Genomic DNA, 20,343 nt, shown 5'->3' on the forward strand with positions numbered 1-20,343 from the left:
ATCGTGACTGATAAAAGCTGGTTTTATAAAGAATTAGGCGCAAGCGAGAACACAATTCACTGGCTTCACGGCTGGGGTACGAGCCACGCTAGCTTCAGTCGCATGGCTGAGCTTTTCAAAAAGGATGCTTCAAACCGGCTTTATGATCTACCCGGTTTTGGAAATACACCTGCCCTTAGTAAAGATGCTGGAACCTTCGAATATTCTGAAGCCTTTATCAAACAACTAGACCCGAGCCAAAGCCACATAATTATTGGCCACAGCTATGGTGGCCGCGTCGCTATTCAACTGGCAGCGAAATACCCTGACCGTATTAAAGCTATCATTCTTGTGGCAGGCGCTGGTTTGCAGCGCAAACGTTCCCTCAAATTTAAAACCCGAGCATTCCTACTGCGTACTCTTGGTAAACTGGCACGTTTCTCAGATAGTCTTTTCAAAACCAGTTTCCGAGAAGCTTATACCAACAAATTCGGTAGCACAGATTATAAAAATGCTGGTGTTTTACGGCAAACACTGGTGAAAGCAGTAACAGAAGACCTTAGCCCACAAGCAAGGGAAGTCCGCTGCCCTACCCTTCTGGTGTACGGTAGTGAAGACACGGATACACCACCAGAGATTGGCAGGAAATACGAACGGCTCATTCCTCTGGCGCGCTATGAAGAACTGAGCGGTTATGATCACCACGATATACTGAGCCGAGGTGCGTATCAGTGCGAAGCACTTATCAAAGCTTTTTTGAAAGATATTGAAAATGCCTGATCTTTCCACAAACCTGATTATGTCTGTTCTTGGCGGATTATTTATCCTGTGGTTTGCCTATGAACGAGGTCTAGCCCTTTTGATGTTCTTCCAGCAGGAAGAATATGATGGGCCAAGGTTTGTATCCTGGATCAAACAAAAACAGGGTTATGATAAAACAACCAGCATATGGCTTCTTGTGGCTGTGCTTATCGGAATTATTTCCCACACATTACTGGCAAACACCCAAGCTGCTTTCATAATTGGTGTTGCGAGCTTCCTTGTATGGCCAACAATGGCTGTAGCGATATTTCAAGGCATCTGGCTTTCACGAAAAAACCGAAAAAACTCTAAAAAGCCTCTTGTATTAACCCAGCGCGCCAAACGTATTTTACAAGTTTATATGCTGCTTTCAGCAGCAGCTTATACATTTCTGATCTTGGCTTCCAAACTATCGCCTAAGGGCTCACAGTTCAGTATCAGCGTTGAAACAGACAGCGAAAGCTGGCTGGATATGATTGGTTTTGTAAAGGTAAGTTACGATTGGCAAATTGTTGCTATAGCGGCGCTGTTGATTGTATTTGTTCAAGCTCTGCCCTTCCTTCTGGTGCTTGCCAACAAGCTTCTGGAACCATTTGAAGAACGCGTGAAGGCGAAATTTCGACAGGAAGCAATTGATAAATTTGCTGAGCTTCAGCCAAAGGTGATCGCGATTACTGGCTCGTTCGGCAAAACCTCTACCAAACATATCCTTTCCCACATCCTAGGCGCGGCGGCACCAACACTTGCAACACCCGGCAGCGTGAACACAGATATGGGTATCACACGGGTAATCCGGGAAAGCCTTACAGCTGAACACCAGTTTTTCATCGTGGAAATGGGCGCATACGGCCCAGGTTCAATTGCGCGGCTATGTAAACTCACTCCACCAAATGTTGGCTTAATCACTGCGGTTGGCGCAGCTCACTATGAACGCTTCAAAACGCTTGAAACCGTTGCACGCGCCAAGTTTGAAATCGCAGAAGCAACTTTCGCCAACGGTGGCCAGATGGTTGTGAATAAAGACGGTATCGAGGCAAGCCTTCTAAATGAGCGCCTGCATGCTGTGGCGGGCGACTATAAGTTAGTGGGCACGGAAGGTGATGTTATTTTCAAAGGATACACCTCCACACCCGAAGGTATTGAGGTAACTGTAGAAGCAGAAGGTGAAGAACATATCCTGAAATGCCCACTGTTTGGCGAGCATCAAGCGGGTAATGTAGCAACAGCGGCTGCAACAGCCCGCGCCGTTGGATTACCTTGGAGCGCGATTAAAGGCGCCCTCGCTTCTGTACCACAAATCAGATACCGCCTTGAAGTGAGCAAATCAACATCCGGGCCAACCCTTATTAATGATGCCTATAATAGTAACCCGGTTGGGTTCGCCGCCGCACTTGAAACACTTGATGTGCTGAAAAAAGAGGGCGGGCGCCGCATTCTTGTGACCCCTGGTATGGTTGAGCTTGGCTCGATGCATGATAAGGAGCACGAACGCCTGGGCGCCTTGGCTGCAAAACACTGTGATATTGTGCTCATTGTTACACCTGACCGAATCCCAACCTTCGTTAAGGGATTAGAACAGGCAAACGATGGCAGCGTGACCGTGATGACCTTTACCAAACAGGACGATGCCGAAAAATGGGCTAAAGCAAACTGGAGAGAAGGTGACGCGGTTCTCTTTGAAAACAACCTGCCTGACCTTTATGAAGCCGAGGTAAGTTTCTAAGAAAGAACCTTAATCTTTTATCTGCAGATCAAGCCGCTCGAGGTTAGCTCTTGCGGCTTCTGCATCGATACCCTCGGGATCAAGCTCAATAACTTTCAACCAGCTTTTACGGGCTAGTTCAAACTGGCCCATAGCATCTTCAAGATTCCCACGTTCCAGATAACCAATGGAGGCCTCTGGGAACAGTTTCTGATATTCATCAAGATATTGCTGCGCTTTGATATAATTATCTGATGCACGGGCAGAAGAAGCGGCAAAAATAAGAATATCCTTACGCTCACCATCAATAACGATAACCTGTTCTATCAAACCAAGCGCTTCAGAGAAGGAACCGTCAGCCGCAAAAATTTGCGCCTTATCAAGAAGCAGATTCGCATATTGCAGGGAATTTTCAGTAGCCAGCGAAAGTGCCGTATTAATTGCAGCTTCCGCATTCACAGTTTCATCAGCAAAAAGCCAGGCATTTGCCGCCTGCCCATACATATCAGCCAGCATTTCAGCCGTTGCTGTGATACGTTGACCGCGCCGGATAGGCATATCCTTACCAATACGCATATCCTCGGCAATACGTTCCAGCCTGATACCAGCTTCCGCAAATTCACCAAGCCCAAACAATCCCACCGCTTCACAGTGACGTGCAGGAACGCCCCCGCCTTCGCCCTGCCAGACAAGCGCCATATTAATCGCTTTATCAGGCGTGCGCTCAGCCATTTCAAGGCAGCGGTCATACCGTTTTTCTTCGGCTTCCTGAGCGTAAACAGCAGAAGATGTGACAGACAAAATTGCCGCACAGATAAATGATGTAATGACAGATTGCTTCATGCGAGGCACAGTGCAAAAACCACATGGCAATTTCAAGGCAGAATTATAGGGAATAGTTTCAATGGCGCATTTGTTGGTTTTTGGTCCAGGATATACAGCAACACCCATCATGGAACGCGCTATCAGCGAAGGATGGAGTGTAACAGCCACCTATCGCGACGAGGTAAAAAAATCCAACTTGGAGCAGAAAGGCATTACCGCCATCCCTTTTGATGCTGACTCTTATGACTGCCCACCTGAAACACACATTCTCATTACTCCAACGCCTAAGGATGGCTGCCCCATTTTTAAACGATGGGGAAGTTGGGCTGAACAACAAAATAACATCTCCTCCATAAACTATCTTTCCAGCACCAATGTTTATGGTGATCATGGTGGTGATTGGGTTGACGAAGAAACTCCAACAACGCCCTCCCTTAAAAGAGGGAAGTTGCGCCTTGAGGCTGAAAGAAACTGGTCAGATCTAGCCAATAAAATTGGCGCAAGGACAGGACTTTTCAGATTGGCCGGCATATATGGGCCTGGCCGCAATGCGCTTGTTAGCCTGCAAAAAGGTAAGGCGCGCCGCATTATCAAAGATGGTCAAATTTTCAGCCGTACCCACGTGACAGATATCTGTGAAGCAGTTTGGGCTTTTATGAATGATGGCAACGCAAATGGCGTTTTCAATCTAGCCGATGATGAACCATGTGCACCGCACTTGGTAATCGAAGAAGCTGCTGAATTACTTGGTGTCACGCCGCCACCTCTTGAGAATTTTGAAACCGCTGAAATGAGCGAGATGGCGCGTAGTTTCTATATGGAATCAAAGCGTGTAAGAAATGACAAAGTAAAAGCGCTTATTGGTAAAGCGTTTCACTATCCAAACTATAAAGTTGGCTTGAGAGAACTTTTAAAAACAGATGGTTGATTAAGCCATTGCATCAACTTGCTCGAAAGTCATACTTCCGGGCACAAGCATTACGATACACGGCATATCACCGACCTCTGATGTGAAATAATCTACAAGTGGGCCCGGTTCTCCTTCAGGTCCTGCACCAAGCACAAGACCAAATACATCACCGTGTTCCTTGATATATTTCCGCAGTTCGTCTTTGGGTTCACCTTCTGCGATATGAATACTAGGGCTGATACCGCAATACTCATGCAGTTTTGTGGATACACCGTTTAAAAGTTCTTCTGCTTCTTCAATAGCTTCTTCACGCATACGGTCTGCAACCGCTACCCAGTGCTGAAACTCGGAAGGGCGAATACAGTGGAAGAGAATAAGGCCACCACCAGTGATATGAGCAGCACGCGCAGCGGCAAAACGGATAGCCACTTTAGATTCTGGCGAATCGTCAACAACAACAATCAGCTTACGCTGACGTTTCTTGATAGGCCTGATTGGGCCATGAATCTCTTCCTCAATCACAAGCATTCCCCTTGAATTGAAGTTAGATTGACAGCCCAAGCGCCTTGATGCAAGCCCCTTTATTTCAGGAGAATATTTGCCACTTCTTTCAATTGGGTACGAGCCCGTAGCAGATAAAAGCCTTGGATAGACAGATGATTAGCAAGCGTTCCGTCTGTAGCACCGTTTACCACCACAGTTGGATCAAGTGTTGCGGCAGACCGCATAGAACGCAGTAGTTCATCATAGATAGAAGCAAGTTCACGGTTCTGGATCACGGGTGCAAAATCTTCCCGTAAAGCTTCAAGAAGTACCGTATAGGCATATACCTGCCCTTTAACCTGATAGAAAAGATCATCAGCACCGGTATCAGGTAGAAAACCACCTGCATTATCGCCAATATATGTCTCAAGGGCTGCAGAAGATGCACCAAGATCAAGTGATATACGATCAAGGGTCGCGAGTAAATTATCCGAACGGCGTTCAAATACTGCATCCCCAGACGCTAATTTCCGATTATATGCCTCAAGCTGTTTTACCGCTGCTTTATAATAAGCATCACTTGGTGTTGTAGGTAGAAACGAGGTTGAAAGGTCCATTACCCAAAGGTTTGGTTCTTTAGCAAGATTACCCGCAGCCGCTTCAAGATCTGGGTCTACAGCACTGGAGCCACGGCTACGCCCCAACTGATCACGAAGTTCAAAAGCAAAGCGAGACAAAGCACCTAACATGCCGCGTTGATAGTTCGGCGTATTGTCCAGATAATAACCTGGCAGGAAAAACGGATCATTTGGCGTCCAATTATAGACATTAACCTCTCTATTAACCAAATTTGATAGAACAGCAACCGATTGCGAACCACCAGCAGGGGCTTTTGCATTAAGCGCAAGCTTATCATCTATCCGGTTTACAATTGGCATACCCACAAGAATATAAATGATAAAAGCGAGCGGTACAGAAACAGCTATCTTGCGCCATGTGCTGCCAGATACCGTTTTTAGCCAGCCTGTAAGCCAGCGCCACAGCCATATAAAGCCATTCTTAAGGGCTGTGAATGCTTGCTGCATTTTCTCTTTCAGCCACAGTAAAATTTCTTTACCCACTTGGTTTTCTCCTCGCATCGCCAAGTTATTATGTCGTAATATAGTGTGGCAAAAACAAGGGAGTCAGCACTTTTTTGCTGCATTATACCTGTTCAGCTTACATTCAGCCTTAGTTTATAGGCTATAACCAGCGTTTAGAAGGAGGACTATGTGCGCATTTTAATTACCATCGCAATTATTGCCGCGACTGGCTGGGCGAATGGTGAACTATTTGCACAAGATCTCCAGCCACAGGAAAATGCTGAACAAATCCAGGATACAGGCCCTACTGAAGGAAAGTTTTGCTTAGAAACCGATAATATTACTCAGTACAAAGTGGAATCAGACCAACTGATCCGTTTCGTGATGCGATCAGATTTTGATATCCTTATGCGCGTCAAGCGGCACTGTTCCCAGCTTTATTTCCATAAATATATTTCCTACACCCCCGTAAACGGCTTGCTCTGTGAAGGTGTAGACGAAATCAAGACCCGTAGCGGTTTACCTTGCCGTATTGAAAGCCTTGAAAAGATAGAAAAAAAACAGCCCGAAGAAACAAGCACCATACCTTGAGCTATTATTGGCTTGCGTCTTAGCTGTTTCCTGCATAGTAAACAGGCATGGAACAGAGCGCGACCACCGTTTATAAAATACTGCGCCCATCAGAATGGGAAGAAGCCAGAGCGAACAGTGCTTATTTAGGCTCCGCGGACGATATTCGTGATGGTTTCATTCATTTCTCCACCGCAAAGCAGATGCCGGGTACCGCCAGCAAATATTTCACAGACACAGATGAAATATATGTTCTGGCATTCAAACCATCTGTATTCCCCACTGAAGAAATGAAATGGGAGAAATCCCGCGGTGATCAATTGTTTCCACATCTTTATGGCCCGCTTGATGTGGCACTTGCGCACATAGAAAAAAAGCTCGTGCGGCCCGCAGACAAAGATTTTGATTTTTCAGATATTATAGGCGACTAAAATGCCCAACATATTCCCGCTCATTCGCCCGTTCATCCACGCACTAGAAGCTGAAAAAGCTCATAATGTTACGATTTCGGCCTTAAAAGCGGGATTTGGGAGGTTTTTTAGTTCGCACAATCATTATCCAGCTCTGGCTTCAGATGTAATGGGTCTTCATTTCCCAAATCCAATAGGGATTGCTGCAGGTTTTGATAAAAACGCTGATGTTATTGTACCGGTAATCAATATGGGTTTTGGTTTCGCAGAGGCCGGTACCGTTACCCCCATGCCGCAGGATGGCAATCCAAAGCCAAGGCTTTTCCGACTTCCTGAAGACCGCGCTGTTATCAACCGTTTTGGTTTCAATAACGAAGGTCTTGCTTACTTTAAGAACAAGCTTAAGCAGGTAAAAACTGAAGCTCCGTTCGGGGCAAATGTTGGTGCCAACAAAACTTCTGAAGATAAAACTGCAGATTATGTGAAGGGTATTGAAGAGCTATACGGCCTTTCTTCTTATTTCACTGTGAATATCTCAAGCCCCAATACGCCTGGACTCAGGGCGCTTCAATCAAGGGAAGCTCTCACCGAACTCGTAGAACGCGTTCTGGAAGCACGTGAAGAAAAAATGAAAAGTGGTATGCAACGCATCCCTATCGTGGTGAAAATTGCGCCAGATCTGCTTGAAGAGGGTATTGCTGACATTGCCCATATCGCACTCAACACCGATATTGACGGTCTTATCGTAAGCAATACCACCATCGAACGCCCTGAGACCCTGAAGAGCAATAATAAAGGTGAAGCGGGAGGCCTTTCTGGTGCACCGCTTATGGATAAAGCTACCAGTGTTCTTGCAGCCATGTATAAGGCTACAAACGGCACTGTACCTCTTATCGGTGTTGGCGGTGTCGCAAGTGGGCACGATGCTTACCGTAAAATCCGTTCTGGCGCATCCCTTGTTCAGCTATATTCAGCCCTCGTGTATGAAGGCCCAGGGCTTGTAACCCGGATCAAAGACGAAATGGCAGTTTTACTGGAAAAAGATGGCTTTAAATCCATCAGTGAAGCTATCGGTGCTGATCACCACTAGGCAAAGAGATTAATTATCTGAGCCGCTGATCCAGAAACTCCGGAGGCACCAACAGAAGATGTTGGTCCAAAGCTGGTTGAGTTAATCGGTGTTGGGTTAAAACCATTTTCCTCTTCTTCGCTTTCTTCAGTAGCGTTAATGCTCAAGGAAGCGCCTGAACTTTCCTCACCTTCCTCAAGTTCACCAGAACGCTCAGCTGCACGGCGTGACTGCAACTCTGCTCTTGCTTCAGCAAGGCCTTGTGCAGCTTGCGCGGCCACCGCTCTATCCTGCGAAGAAGGTTCCGCAGGCGCAAGGGCCGCACGCTGTACCACTTCAAGTTTTTGAATTGTGGCTTCTGGATCATCGGGGATTGGCGCGGAATCGATCTGTACCTGTCCGGCTACAGCATATTGAACACCGTCAGGCCCACGCACAAATTCATAAGAAGGGGCGCTTGTATAAGGTGCGCCGACCGCTGCATGTGCTTGCTCATGCGTTCGCACTTCCCTGTCACGGGCTTTTAATTCTTCTACCTGCCTCTGTTCTTCTTCTGATAAATCAGCTTCAGCCGTAGATGAACGGCTACTCTCTGTTCTTTCAGAGGCTTCCACAACTTGTAGAGCAATGGAACTTGCACCACCTAAATTAGTTTGTTGGGAAGAAACTCCCGACACACCAGTCGTTTCACTTGATGCCTCTACTAGAGTGCGTGCGACATTTACCACACTTGATGGATCCGCCTCGGCGCGCTGCGCACCAATATTGGTTGGGACCGGCGGACGCCGAACACCAATAGGGGCCACCCCAGTTGCTGGAAGTGTAGATGCGCTTGTCATACGTGCATAATAGCATGCTTAACCGCAGGAGTCCGCAGGTTTTTAAAACAGGTTCTCAGGTGGAGGTCGAGCATCTCGCTCATCATCTCCTCCTCCATGTTGAGGAGGATGCTTTCTTTCGTGTGGCGAGGGACCATGCCTGCGGTATTTTTTCCTGCGTTCAAACTTAAACATTTCCTCAGAAATCTTTTTCCGCGTTTCCCAGTCAAGTGAAGGAATAAATTCAAGCATCATCATTTTTAGTGGTTCATGAACCACCGCCATCTTCTTCAGACGCTCATCAAGCAAAGTTTCAAGTGCTTCTTTATCTACGGTTTCAGCCGCCACTAAGGCTTTAATCTGAGCTTCCGTTTTTTTCATGTCACGAAAACCCGAATTCAAGGTGGGACGTTTGCTATGCAACAGCTCCCTTACCGCAACCTTTTGCTCATCTGTAAGGTAACTTCCGATCCGGCGCATATTGAAGGCAAAAGAAGGTTTGCCGTCAAACCTAACCTTTTTCATTCCTGTTTTGCCGCCGATATAATGACCAACGAAAAAAACATTTAACGCTAAGGATAACCCCAGAAGGATGAGGAGAAATTTTGTCTTGCCCAACATCTATTCCAATTCCTCTACGTCGCTTGCTGATGCAAACCAATCTTCACTAAGATCAAGATCATCATCAGCGGTCGCCACCGTTGTTTGTGCACCAACCATAATACCAGCGGTTAAAACTGCAACAAAAGCAAAACCTTGGGCAGCATATGATACAGCCGAAAAATGGAATGTTTCAGCAAACAGTGTTTTAATGTGTGTAAATAACCCCACGTTTCCTGATGAAACTGCATACATAGCTTGCGCCTGTTGTTCAGGAATACATGCCAAACGGTTCAGGAAAGCATCACTATTACCGTCACTTGCTGTTTCAGGCCCCATAGCAATACCAGCTTCAAACATTTGATCAATTTCCAGCTCTGCTTCCAAAAGAGCAATACCAACCTCTGTTTCTGCATATATCTGCGCTGCTTCCCGTACCTCTTTTGGCCAAACGGAAATATCTGCACCATACATGCAAAGCAATTCTTCAAATGTATCCTGTTTCATACGTGCCACCATATGATCACCTTATCCAAGCGCCGACAGCAGATCGGTTTTTTCTGCTGCTAACACCTGCCTCATTTTAGTGCGAGACCGAACCAGAAGCGATTCAAATGCTTTCAGTTTCAATCCCATAACATCAGCTGCCTCCTGATTAGACAGCTCATCAAAATAACTAAGTTTCACGGCGGTTTGTTGTCGTTCTGAAAGCGCATCAAGCGCACGAGATAATCTTTTTCCAACCGCATCTTTTTCAAGCAGTACTTCCACGCTTGCCGTTTGATCTACCTGATCAAAGTTCTCGGGCAACTGCTCAATTGTTTTCTTACGTTTTTCATCCAAACACCTGTTTACAACAACACGGTGAAACCATGTGGTAAATTTGGCTTTACCCGCATTAAAACTATCTGCGTTAGTCCATAACTTTACAAAAGCATCCTGAACCAAATCTTCAGCTCGAGCCATATCACCCAGAAATCGGTATGCCAGTGCCCGGTAGCGCATGCCGTGACGCAGGGTTAACTGCCGAAAAGCACCCTTATTACCTTCCGCCACCTGAACCATCAAACTTTCGTCTGTTGCATCTTCAACTTGCAAACGCACGCAATTTCACCACAATTGATTTGCATTTACCCAATTATACGAAGGAATATTTAAAATCCTTCGTTATAATTTAGATATTTACTACGAAAAGTAAGTTGTTTGTATCTTGATCACATGATGGTAACAAACAACAGTTAGCGGACTGTTTAATCTAACCATCTTTTCGGAATGATAATTTTTTAGCTCTACTCTGGAGAACTCACCATGAAAATCGCAGTTATTGGCACAGGCTATGTAGGACTGGTTTCTGGCACCTGTTTTTCTGAATTTGGCCATACTGTAACATGCGTTGATAAAGATGCTGGTAAAATTGAACGCCTGCATCAGGGGATTATGCCCATCTATGAACCAGGCCTTGATGTGATGGTTGAGCGTAACACGGAAGCAGGCAGGCTTTTCTTCACAACAGATCTGAAAGAAGCGATGGAAGGTGCTGAAGCAGTATTTATCGCTGTTGGTACCCCAAGCCGCCGTGGTGATGGCCACGCTGATCTTCAGTATGTGTTCGCAGCAGTTGAAGAACTAGCTGACTATATCTCCGATTATACTGTGATTGTGACCAAATCCACAGTACCCGTGGGGACAGGCGCTGAAATTATCAAGCGCCTGGAAGGTAAGCTCGATGAACACCTTTATAGCGTTGCATCTAACCCTGAATTCCTGAGAGAAGGTGCTGCAATCGAAGATTTCATGCGCCCTGACCGTGTTGTGGTCGGCATTGACAGTGACCGTGCAAAAGCGGTTATGAGCGAACTTTATCGCCCACTTTTCCTGAACGAGACACCTGTTGTATTCACAAACCGTGAAACATCAGAGCTTATCAAATATGCAGCAAATGCATTCCTCGCAACAAAGATCAGCTTTATTAACGAAATGGCTGATATGTGCGAAAAAGTTGGTGCTGATGTACAGCAAGTTTCAAAAGGTATTGGCCTTGATAACCGTATTGGCGGTAAATTTCTTCACGCAGGCCCCGGCTTTGGTGGAAGTTGTTTCCCGAAAGATACAAGAGCGATTGTTCACTCCGCCGATGATTATGAAGTACCGATGAAAATCATCCGGTCCGTTATTGAAGTTAATGAAGAGCGCAAGCTTGCGATGGCAGATAAGGTGATTAAAGCCTGTGGTGGCAGCGTTGAAGGCAAACGCATTGCTGTTCTTGGCCTAACCTTCAAACCAAACACAGATGATATGCGCGAAAGCCCAAGCTTGGATATTATCCCAGCCCTTCAGAAAGCCGGTGCGGAAATCCATGCTTTTGATCCAAAAGGAATGGAAGAAGCCAAACATATGCTTGAAGATGTTTCTTTCCATGATGAGCCATACAGCACGATGGAAGATGCGGATGCGACAGTGATCATCACTGAATGGAACCAGTTCCGCGCCCTTGATTTTGGCCGCATGAAAGACCTGATGAAATCTCCTGTGCTTGTTGATCTCCGCAACATCTACGGTAAAGCAGATATGACATCAAACGGCTTTGATTATACTGGCATTGGGCGTTGATCACAGAAACTTCGCCATATAAAGCAAATGCAGACAAACGTATCTGGGCCATCGCAGGCCCAGCTATTCTAGCAAACTCCAGCGCCCCTCTTGTTGGTCTTATTGATACATGGGTAATAGGCCACATGCCGGATGCTGTTCATCTGGCAGCCGTTGGTGTAGGCGCTTCTGTTTTCAGCCTACTATTCTGGGCTTTTGGTTTCCTGCGGATGAGCACGACAGGGCTTATTGCCCAAGCTCACGGCCAGCAAGATACAGAACAAATCGCACGTATTTTCATTCGTTCCAGCATGCTTGGTGTAGTAATCGCGCTAATATTACTCTCTTTTCAGGCTTTTATCTTTTCGCTTAGTATCACTGCGTTAGTGCCACCTGAAAATACACAGCCTTATTTCGCGCAGTATTTCAATATCCGTATCTGGTCCACACCGGCAGTATTATTTGTCTATACTCTCAATGGGTATTTGATAGGCACGGCACAGGCAAAAGCTGCGCTTTATCTGCAGCTTGTACTCAATATTCTTAATGCCGTCCTCAATCTCATTTTCGTACTCGGGCTTGATATGGGTGTGGCAGGTATCGCGCTGGGATCTGTTATTGCAGAATGGTCAGCTATATTTGTTGGGCTTTATTTTGTCTCCAAGCGTCTTGGTTTCTCCCCTCTCAAAATGGCAATTGCATCAAGCCAGACATGGATTTGGGAAAAAGTGAAAAAACTGGCGGCAACAAACGGTTTTATCTTTCTGCGTACACTATTACTGATGACAGCCCTTGCACTTATTACTAGGAACGCTGCGAAATTGGGGGATACGGCCCTTGCTGCTAGCCAGGTGCTGAATGTTTTTCTACTTCTTATTGCCCTAGGATTAGACGGTTTTGCTTATGCAGCTGAAGCACTGGTAGGTGCTGCTTATGGCAAAGAAAATAAAAGAGAATTCCGCTTTTGGGTAATAAGAACAAGCCTTTGGGCTTTTGGAGCGGCACTTATTTACAGCCTCTTTTTCCTGATTTTTGGTGAAACAATAATTAGCACACTAACAAATATTCAAGATGTACGGTTGGAGGCATTTTCAGCAATTTTCATCATGGGCTTAATGCCTGTTATGGCGGTGTGGAGCTACCAGTTCGATGGCATTTACATTGGTGCCACGTCTGGTAAGGGCATGTTTATCACCATGATTTTCGCCTTTTTGGCTTACCTTTTAGCACTGGAATATTTTGGCACTACGTTTGGTCTTCAGGGGCTTTGGACAGCTGTGCTTATATTCATGACAGCCCGGGGTATTGCACAAGCGATTTATTACCCCAAGCTGGAAAAAACTCTCAAATAGTTAGCGAGCTAATAAAAATTCTTAAAGAATTTCAAGCACACTTTCAGGTGGGCGACCAACGCGTGCCTGATCATCCTTGAAAACAATCGGACGCTCAATAAGCTTTGGCGTGTTGTGCATAGCTTCAACAAGCGCAGTATCATCTTCCACGTCTTTCAGGCCCTGTTCTTTATAGTCTGCTTCACCGGTACGCATGATTTCTCGTGGTGCTTTACCAAGCTGCGTTAAAGCCGTTTTGATCTCATCAACTGAGGGGGCATCTTCAAGATACAAGCGCACTTCAGGGCTTAAGCCCTTTTCTTCAAGGATCGCCAAAGTCTGACGTGATTTACTGCAACGTGGATTGTGCCAAATAACAAGGCTCATGATGATCTCCCTTGATCAAACGATATAAAGGTAAGTACCTAAAAATACTCTTTTCATACGCTCAGATAACCACACCGCCTGAAAATAACAAGTATGAGAAGTGAATATTCGTTTGGAGAGAAAAGGCTTCAAACATGCTCAGGCAACCCAACTAAAGCACGACCTTCAGGGGTTTTGATCGAAAAATCAGTGCCTACATATAACTGTCCCTCATCACCACACAAAAAAGCTATGGCTTTTGCTACCCAGTCCACCGGGATATGGCTATTCCAGTCAAGACGACTTACAGGATTAATAGCTGATGCTTTTATGCTGTGCATCATATCGGTCGCCACAGTACCAGGGCTTATACCAATCACTCGAATGCCATACCTACCAAGCTCTTGATTAGCGATTTCGGTTAACTTCTTACTCGCCGCTTTGTTCGAGCAATAATGGCTCCAGCCTTCAAGAATACTATTAGCCGCACCAGAACTTAAATTTATAATTATGCCACCACGCTGTTTCTTCATAGGGCCAATAGCAACCTTTATACCGTGGTATACCCCTTTATAATTTACATCTCCCGCATATCCCCAAGCGGCAGGGTCACTTTCTTCGAGTGTGGCGATAGGATCGATAATACCAGCATTATTGATAAGAACATCAAGGCTTCCGAACTCAGCAAGGCATGTATCCACGGCACGCTGGACATCATCAAATTTAGCAACATCGCATTGTACAGCCAGTGCTTTTCCACCACCCGCATTGATTTCTTCTGCTAGCCTTTCAATGTTCGCAGGGCTTTTGCCAACCAACAGTAAGTTAGCACCGCCCTTAGCAAAATATCTTGCTGTAGCTGCACCAATTCCTCTGCCAGCTCCAGTGATTAAAACAGTTTTTCCAGCAACATTTCTTTTCCAGTGCTCTGACATTTCATATTCCTCAGATAGACTAATCCAAATAGAGACTGCAGTGTATTTAGAAGATGTTCGGCAATAAATTATGTTTTATGCAATTAATTCATGCTAAAAATGCACGAATGAATATCAAGCTGATCCATATATTCCTTGCGGTTTACCGAACTGGTAGCTTTGCTGCGGTAGCTGAGGAAGAAAATGTTGCACCCTCTTCTATTTCCCGCGCAATCTCTAAACTGGAAGACCGGCTGACCGTACGTTTGTTTAACCGAACGACACGCACTCTAGCCCCTACTGAGGCCGGGGATTTATATTACCATAAAGTGGCGCCGCTGATTGAAGAACTATATAGCTCAGAGCAAGAGATAGCAGACCATACACAGGCCCCTTCTGGCCGCCTCAGGATTACAGCGTCTGTTTCTTTTGGTCAGCTTTTGCTCATACCACTTATCAAAGAATTCAAAACCCTCTATCCCGGCATTGAACTGGATCTATACCTTACAGATCACCGAACGGATATTATCGGCGAAAAAATAGATATCGCCATCAGACACGGTGATATTACTGATAACAGCCTGATTGTTCGTAAATTGATGGATGTGCAGTATCTTCTGGCCGCATCGCCAGCATATCTTGAAAAACATGACCCAATAGAAAAGCCCAAAGATTTAGCGAAGCATTCTCTTATTTCTTTTACACTTGACGATTATAAATCCTTCTGGCGTTTCAAAAAAGCTGAGCACACCTTTGAACTTCCAATACATTCCGCTATTTCCGTATCAAACGCATCGGTAATACGCACGCTGTTGAAAGATGATCTGGGTATTGCCCTGCTGGCAAACTGGACAATCGCCAGCGACCTATCTGATGGTACATTGGAGCAAGTTCTTCCTGCCTGGGATGTAGCAGCCACGTCTTTCAACCAAACGATTTCGCTGGTTATGCCCTCAAGGGCCTACACCCCCATGAAAACCCGAGCTTTTATTAATTTTCTATCTGAGAAACTAAACCAAGAGCGCAACTTCTAAACTTGTGGAGCGGGTGAAGGGAATCGAACCCTCGACACCAAGCTTGGGAAGCTTGTGCTCTACCACTGAGCTACACCCGCGTTTCTTGTTGGATATCCCTTCTACCCTTTGCTTTCAATCGCTATCAGCGGAAAGTTACCAGATTGGGACAAGATAAAATGTTCAAACACCAAAGAAATTCAAGCGATAGCGCGGATTGCGCCATCTGATGCCTTGACCTAAAAGGCAGTTAACGCCAACGTGGCTTAACAGGTGAATTATGGAGAAAATGCCATGAAACCAAAAACAGGAACAGACCGCAGCATTACATCAACTTGGGCACGTCAGACCCAAATGGTGCGTGCTGGCAGCATGCGATCCGAATTTGGTGAAATGGCAGAAGCCCTCTTTATGACCTCTGGCTTTGCTTATGATAGCGCAGAAGAAGCTGAGGCGCGCTTTGATGGTCGGGCTGAAGGTTTCACATACAGCCGCCAGACAAACCCTACCGTTTCTATGTTCGAAGAACGGATGGCTGTCCTTGAAGGGGCTGAAATTGGCCGAGCTACTGGTACTGGTATGGCTGCAATGACAGCTTCCCTACTCGCGAGCCTTAAGGCTGGAGATCATGTCCTTGCTGCACGGGCGCTTTTTGGCTCTTGCCGCTGGCTGATGGATGAACTTCTACCTCGCTACGGCATTGAGACAACAGTGATTGACGGCACAAACGTTGAAGAATGGAAAAATGGTGTGAAACCAAACACCAAAATTTTCTTCACTGAAACACCGACAAATCCAACACTTGAGATTGTTGATCTGCGCGCAATCGCTGATATTGCGCATGAAAACGGCGCCAAACTGGTGGTAGATAATGTATTTGCCACACCAGTGTTGCAGCGCCCGATGGAATTAGGCGCTGATATCGTAACCTATTCCACCACCAAACACATAGACGGGCAAGGCCGCTGCCTTGGAGGTATTATCCTATGTGATAAAGAATGGGATGAAGAGTTCCTTTACCCCTACTACCGTCATACTGGCTGCGCTATGACACCATTTAATGCGTGGGTAATGCTGAAAGGCCTGGAAACGCTGGGTATGCGTGTACACCAGATGTGTGATAACGCTGAGTTCATTGCGCACGGGATTGCAGAAAAACTTGATACAACACGTCACCCGGTACTGGAAAACTTCCCTCAGCGTGAACTTGCTTTCAGCCAGATGGAACGTGGCGGTACCATGGTAGTGTTCGAACTACCGGGTGGCCGTGACCAAGCCTTTAAGTTCCTGAATGCGCTTGAGATTATTGATATCTCGAATAACCTTGGTGATAGCCGCTCAATCGCAACCCATTCGTGGAGCACTACGCACAAGGCACTTGCAGAAGAAACACGGTTAGAGCTTGGCATCACACCTGGGCTTATTCGTCTTTCTGTTGGCCTTGAGGACCCAAATGATTTAATGACAGACATAAACCGCGCACTTGGAGTTGCGGGACTATAAGGAAGTTTATGTCTGAAGAGCTGATAGAAGGCGTTTTAACTTTTGAGGAAACAACACTGGAAATTAAGGTTTCAGTGCAATCCTATTTCCTCGATGGACAATCAGATCCGGAAGCTAACCAATATGTATGGGCCTACCGAGTAATGATTGAAAACCTGAGTGACACGCCTGTGCGCCTTCTCAGCCGCCACTGGATCATTACCAATGGTTCAGGCCAGAATAATGAGGTGAAGGGTGAAGGTGTGATTGGTGAACAGCCACTCATCCTTCCCGGTCAGCATTTTGTATACACAAGTGGTAGCCCTCTAGACACGCCGACAGGCTTTATGCGCGGTAGCTACGAGATGGAAGACCCTGACGGCGAAAGATTTAGGGTTGCCATTCCTGCATTTTCCCTAGACAGTCCTTATTGCTCAACAGAGATTAACTAACGAGAGCCTAAGGTGCTGGACCCTAGACCTATTCTCTATACACTTGGTGCGCTTATCTGCATGCTTGCAGCGGGTATGATCCTGCCGCTGCTGGTAGATGTAATCGCAGGTAATAAAGATTGGGAAATCTTTATGCTGGCGATGTTCCTCACGCTTACCATTGGCGGCATGCTGATGCTGGCAAATCAGGGAACCGGCGATAACCTCAACCTTCGGCAAGCCTTTCTCCTCACCAGCCTTACATGGGCCGTGCTTCCCGCGTTTGCTGCGCTTCCTCTAGCTTTTTCTGAGCTTAATCTATCCTATACAGATGCTTACTTCGAAGCTATGAGCGGATTGACTACCACCGGCTCCACCGTCATTTCAGGGCTGGATAATGCACCTCCCGGCCTACTGCTCTGGCGCGCACTTCTACAGTGGTTTGGTGGTATTGGTATTATTGTAATGGCCGTAGCTGTTCTGCCGATGCTTCAGGTTGGTGGTATGCAGGTATTCAAGGCTGAAAGCTTTGATACTGTTGAAAAAATTCTACCCCGTGCAGGGCAAATTTCTCTCAGTATTTCAGGGCTTTATGTAGCGTTTACCGCCCTGTGCATGTTGTTTTATATGATTGCAGGCATGAGCATGTTTGATGCTCTCGCGCATTCTATGACCACAATCGCCACTGGCGGATTTTCCACATCAGACGGCTCTATCGGGCATTTTGATAGCTTCGCCATTGATATGGTGACCATCCTTTTCATGATTGTGGGTTCAATACCTTTTGTATTGTTTCTGCAAATACTCCGCGGCAAGCCACTTGCAATCTGGCGAGATGAACAGGTACGGGCTTTTAGTAAACTCACCCTGTTTCTATGTTTCAGTGTTACCCTTTGGCTGGTGATCTGGAAAGATTTCTCACCAGAAGAAGCCTTCCGGTATGGTGCTTTTAATATTATCTCTATCCTCACGGGCACAGGCTTCGCCTCAACTGATTACAGCCAATGGGGTGGATTTTCTGCGACTTTATTCTTCTTTGTGATGTTCATTGGCGGCTGTGCGGGGTCAACCAGCTGCGGTATCAAGATATTCCGCTTTCAGGTGCTGTTTAAAAGCATGCAAAGCTGGGTGAACCATATTGTTCGCCCGAACGGCATGTTTGTACCAACCTATAACAAACGCCCGATAACCCATGATGTACGAAGCTCTGTTATGGCTTTCATGAGCCTGTTTTTTGCTACCTTCATTGTGCTTGCGCTTGGTGTGGCCAGCACGGGGGTAGACTGGATAACAGCTTTCTCAAGCGCTGGTACTGCACTTGCAAATGTTGGCCCAGGGCTTGGCGAACAGGTAGGCCCAGCCGGAAATTTCTCTGGCCTTAATGACAGTGCAAAATGGATGATGTCTTTTGGCATGCTTATAGGGCGGCTTGAACTGTTCTCGGTGTTGGTATTATTTTCACCCACTTTTTGGCGCGGATAACACAGCCGTTATGTGTTTATTCAGGTTTCTCGCGCTAGGATACTGAATATGAAACACATATTACTTTTGACGCTTATATTCATATCTTCCCCTGCTTCCGCCGATATTGCTACTGGTTGGAGGGCGTATGAAAAGGGTAACTATGAAGAAGCTCTTCATGCCGCAACCTTGAGCACAGAAAAGGAAAGATATGCCCTTGGCTGTCTTGCTGGCGTTGCACAAGGCGGGACCATAGATAAAGGCCAGCTCGCTGTTAAAACTCTACATTTGACAATCGAAAGCTGCACAGAAGCTTTTAAAATTGACCTAGACAACTTTGAAATTACAGCTGCACTATCAACGGCACTTAGTTTTGAAGGTAAACGAAAAAGAGCAACAGATCACGCTAACATCGCGCGCGCGCTCTTATTTAATCTTATTTCCAAACACCGTGAAAAAGCCGAAAGCTTCGGAGCTTATGCAACGTGGCATTCTGAAGTCTATGCCGCAGGCTTCTTCGCACGCATGGCATTAGGTGCCAAGAAAAGCATTGCCAAGGAAATGTTTGAAGAAGGCAAATTACGCGGTGAATTTGATACGGGCCTTCAACTTGAATACGTGAAGTTTCTTGCCCGCGGTAAAAAAGCTGAACGAGCAAAAGCTGTTATAGAAGCCGAAAAACTTATCAAGGCGGAACGGAATTCTCCGCTTGATCAGTATTTTATCACGATCGGCCGTGGGCTGCTCGAAGCCCTTAAAGCTGGTGATAAAAAGCTCCTTAAAAAAAGACTAAAAACAGCCTCTCTCTTCGTGGCTATCGAAGACGAAAAATCAGAACCAACTTACAAGCTTGATCCATGGCTTATTGAATATGCAGAAGGCTTAAAGGAATGAGATACCCTTTCATAGCTCTGCTTTTCCTGACACTTGCAGGCTGTGCTTCTGTGGCGCGAATTGTGTATCCTTTAAATGATGACCCGCTCAAAGCTGTGCCTGGTAGTTATGAACTGGACCCAACTCATGCCAACATCATCTTTTCGGTTAATCACTTGGGTTTTTCACTCCATCATGGTCGTTTTAACCAGATTGAAGGCTCTCTTGTAATTGATCCGGCAGCACCTCAAGATGCTCAGCTTTATACGCGTATTGATATGGCATCTGTGGATACCAACAGTGAAGCACTCGATAACATGCTGAGAGCAGATGGGATGTTTGATAGTGAAAACTATCCCTACGCTAGCTTTGAAAGCGCTCGCATTCAGCTTACAAGCGAAAAAACGGCGGAGATTGTCGGAAACCTGACCATCAGGGGTATTAGGAAAGAGATAACTTTATCTGCTGAATTTATCGGTAGCGGCACAAACCCCGCCACAGGTAAGAAAACCATTGGTTTTTCAGGGAAAGGTCGCTTCAAAAGGTCAGATTTTAATCTAAAGCAGTGGCTACCGCTGGTGGGTGATGAGGTTAATCTGATCTTGGAAGCAGAATTCACCCGCGCGAACTAAAA

The 20,343-nt window shown here is 46.1% G+C and carries 23 protein-coding genes and 1 tRNA gene; 14 read left to right on the forward strand and 10 right to left on the reverse strand.

Features of this window, described 5'->3' with window-relative positions; translation table 11 throughout:
- Window positions 1–3 precede the first annotated feature (3 nt).
- Window positions 4–759, forward strand: a complete 756-nt coding sequence (locus MF542_RS11550; protein ID WP_247019480.1) for an alpha/beta fold hydrolase — start codon at window positions 4–6, stop codon at window positions 757–759.
- The gene (locus MF542_RS11555; protein ID WP_247019482.1) at window positions 752–2,503 is read left to right on the forward strand and encodes a Mur ligase family protein; all 1,752 of its coding nucleotides are present in this window, start codon (window positions 752–754) and stop codon (window positions 2,501–2,503) included. The genes MF542_RS11550 and MF542_RS11555 overlap by 8 nt, the downstream gene beginning before the upstream one ends.
- Window positions 2,504–2,512: 9 nt before the next feature.
- On the opposite strand, the gene MF542_RS11560 is transcribed toward MF542_RS11555, so the two are convergent.
- Window positions 2,513–3,325, reverse strand: coding sequence for a tetratricopeptide repeat protein (locus MF542_RS11560; RefSeq protein WP_247019490.1), 813 nt, complete (start codon window positions 3,323–3,325; stop codon window positions 2,513–2,515).
- A 61-nt stretch (window positions 3,326–3,386) separates the two neighbouring features.
- Between MF542_RS11560 and MF542_RS11565 the strand changes: the two genes are divergently transcribed.
- The gene (locus tag MF542_RS11565) at window positions 3,387–4,235 is read left to right on the forward strand and encodes an SDR family oxidoreductase (RefSeq protein ID WP_247019492.1); all 849 of its coding nucleotides are present in this window, start codon (window positions 3,387–3,389) and stop codon (window positions 4,233–4,235) included.
- On the opposite strand, the gene MF542_RS11570 is transcribed toward MF542_RS11565, so the two are convergent.
- Both MF542_RS11570 and MF542_RS11575 read right to left on the reverse strand, forming a co-directional pair.
- The gene (locus tag MF542_RS11570) at window positions 4,236–4,739 is read right to left on the reverse strand and encodes a universal stress protein (RefSeq protein WP_247019494.1); all 504 of its coding nucleotides are present in this window, start codon (window positions 4,737–4,739) and stop codon (window positions 4,236–4,238) included.
- Between the two features lie 59 nt (window positions 4,740–4,798).
- Window positions 4,799–5,821, reverse strand: coding sequence for a DUF2333 family protein (locus tag MF542_RS11575; RefSeq protein WP_247019496.1), 1,023 nt, complete (start codon window positions 5,819–5,821; stop codon window positions 4,799–4,801).
- A 150-nt stretch (window positions 5,822–5,971) separates the two neighbouring features.
- On the opposite strand from MF542_RS11575, the gene MF542_RS11580 reads away from it, so the two are divergent.
- Genes MF542_RS11580 through MF542_RS11590 form a run of 3 tightly spaced genes read left to right on the forward strand, consistent with a single transcriptional unit; the run spans window position 5,972 to window position 7,852 of the window.
- Window positions 5,972–6,373: a DUF6491 family protein gene (locus MF542_RS11580; protein ID WP_247019498.1), complete on the forward strand. Its 402-nt coding sequence runs from the start codon at window positions 5,972–5,974 to the stop codon at window positions 6,371–6,373.
- 47 nt (window positions 6,374–6,420) lie between these two features.
- Window positions 6,421–6,783: a DUF952 domain-containing protein gene (locus tag MF542_RS11585; RefSeq protein WP_247019500.1), complete on the forward strand. Its 363-nt coding sequence runs from the start codon at window positions 6,421–6,423 to the stop codon at window positions 6,781–6,783.
- Between the two features lies 1 nt (window position 6,784).
- Window positions 6,785–7,852 carry a quinone-dependent dihydroorotate dehydrogenase gene (locus tag MF542_RS11590; protein ID WP_247019502.1) on the forward strand — a complete coding sequence of 356 codons (1,068 nt, stop codon included), beginning with the start codon at window positions 6,785–6,787 and terminating at the stop codon, window positions 7,850–7,852.
- Here the strand turns inward: MF542_RS11590 and MF542_RS11595 are convergent.
- From MF542_RS11595 to MF542_RS11610, 4 genes are read right to left on the reverse strand one after another with little or no spacing between them, the layout of a single operon-like run.
- The gene (locus MF542_RS11595; RefSeq protein ID WP_247019504.1) at window positions 7,849–8,670 is read right to left on the reverse strand and encodes a putative metalloprotease CJM1_0395 family protein; all 822 of its coding nucleotides are present in this window, start codon (window positions 8,668–8,670) and stop codon (window positions 7,849–7,851) included. The two genes, MF542_RS11590 and MF542_RS11595, sit on opposite strands and share 4 nt — an antisense overlap.
- A 42-nt stretch (window positions 8,671–8,712) precedes the next feature.
- Complete coding sequence (locus MF542_RS11600) at window positions 8,713–9,270, reverse strand: periplasmic heavy metal sensor (RefSeq protein WP_247019506.1); 558 nt, start codon at window positions 9,268–9,270, stop codon at window positions 8,713–8,715.
- A complete protein-coding gene (locus MF542_RS11605) occupies window positions 9,271–9,756 on the reverse strand; it encodes a hypothetical protein (RefSeq protein WP_247019508.1) in 486 nt (161 codons plus the stop codon).
- Window positions 9,757–9,777: 21 nt separating this feature from the next.
- Window positions 9,778–10,353, reverse strand: coding sequence for a sigma-70 family RNA polymerase sigma factor (locus MF542_RS11610; RefSeq protein WP_247019509.1), 576 nt, complete (start codon window positions 10,351–10,353; stop codon window positions 9,778–9,780).
- 204 nt (window positions 10,354–10,557) lie between these two features.
- Between MF542_RS11610 and MF542_RS11615 the strand changes: the two genes are divergently transcribed.
- Together MF542_RS11615 and MF542_RS11620 are read left to right on the forward strand one after the other, a co-directional pair.
- Window positions 10,558–11,859 carry a UDP-glucose dehydrogenase family protein gene (locus MF542_RS11615; RefSeq protein ID WP_247019511.1) on the forward strand — a complete coding sequence of 434 codons (1,302 nt, stop codon included), beginning with the start codon at window positions 10,558–10,560 and terminating at the stop codon, window positions 11,857–11,859.
- Window positions 11,856–13,190 (forward strand): MATE family efflux transporter, encoded by a 1,335-nt coding sequence (locus tag MF542_RS11620; protein ID WP_247019513.1) that lies wholly within the window; start codon window positions 11,856–11,858, stop codon window positions 13,188–13,190. The genes MF542_RS11615 and MF542_RS11620 overlap by 4 nt, the downstream gene beginning before the upstream one ends.
- Window positions 13,191–13,211: 21 nt before the next feature.
- On the opposite strand, the gene arsC is transcribed toward MF542_RS11620, so the two are convergent.
- Both arsC and MF542_RS11630 read right to left on the reverse strand, forming a co-directional pair.
- A complete protein-coding gene (arsC, locus tag MF542_RS11625) occupies window positions 13,212–13,559 on the reverse strand; it encodes an arsenate reductase (glutaredoxin) (RefSeq protein ID WP_425531252.1) in 348 nt (115 codons plus the stop codon).
- A 125-nt stretch (window positions 13,560–13,684) separates the two neighbouring features.
- On the reverse strand, window positions 13,685–14,470 hold the full coding sequence (locus MF542_RS11630; RefSeq protein WP_247019516.1) for an SDR family oxidoreductase: 786 nt from the start codon (window positions 14,468–14,470) through the stop codon (window positions 13,685–13,687).
- Between the two features lie 107 nt (window positions 14,471–14,577).
- On the opposite strand from MF542_RS11630, the gene MF542_RS11635 reads away from it, so the two are divergent.
- Entirely contained in the window at window positions 14,578–15,483 is a 906-nt protein-coding gene (locus MF542_RS11635) for a LysR family transcriptional regulator (RefSeq protein WP_247019518.1), read from the forward strand.
- A gap of 5 nt (window positions 15,484–15,488) precedes the next feature.
- On the opposite strand, the gene MF542_RS11640 is transcribed toward MF542_RS11635, so the two are convergent.
- Window positions 15,489–15,563: transfer RNA gene (locus MF542_RS11640), tRNA-Gly, on the reverse strand.
- Window positions 15,564–15,756: 193 nt separating this feature from the next.
- Here MF542_RS11640 and metZ point away from each other — a divergent pair.
- Genes metZ through MF542_RS11665 form a run of 5 tightly spaced genes read left to right on the forward strand, consistent with a single transcriptional unit; the run spans window position 15,757 to window position 20,341 of the window.
- A complete protein-coding gene (gene metZ, locus MF542_RS11645) occupies window positions 15,757–16,965 on the forward strand; it encodes an O-succinylhomoserine sulfhydrylase (protein WP_247019520.1) in 1,209 nt (402 codons plus the stop codon).
- Window positions 16,966–16,973: 8 nt separating this feature from the next.
- Window positions 16,974–17,396 carry a Co2+/Mg2+ efflux protein ApaG gene (gene apaG, locus MF542_RS11650; protein ID WP_247019522.1) on the forward strand — a complete coding sequence of 141 codons (423 nt, stop codon included), beginning with the start codon at window positions 16,974–16,976 and terminating at the stop codon, window positions 17,394–17,396.
- Window positions 17,397–17,408: 12 nt separating this feature from the next.
- Window positions 17,409–18,857, forward strand: coding sequence for a TrkH family potassium uptake protein (locus tag MF542_RS11655; RefSeq protein WP_247019524.1), 1,449 nt, complete (start codon window positions 17,409–17,411; stop codon window positions 18,855–18,857).
- A gap of 48 nt (window positions 18,858–18,905) precedes the next feature.
- Window positions 18,906–19,730 carry a hypothetical protein gene (locus tag MF542_RS11660; protein WP_247019526.1) on the forward strand — a complete coding sequence of 275 codons (825 nt, stop codon included), beginning with the start codon at window positions 18,906–18,908 and terminating at the stop codon, window positions 19,728–19,730.
- A complete protein-coding gene (locus MF542_RS11665) occupies window positions 19,727–20,341 on the forward strand; it encodes a YceI family protein (RefSeq protein WP_247019528.1) in 615 nt (204 codons plus the stop codon). The genes MF542_RS11660 and MF542_RS11665 overlap by 4 nt, the downstream gene beginning before the upstream one ends.
- Window positions 20,342–20,343: the final 2 nt, after the last annotated feature.

The sequence above is a fragment of the Kordiimonas laminariae genome (genome assembly GCF_023008165.1).
Lineage (GTDB): Bacteria > Pseudomonadota > Alphaproteobacteria > Sphingomonadales > Kordiimonadaceae > Kordiimonas > Kordiimonas laminariae.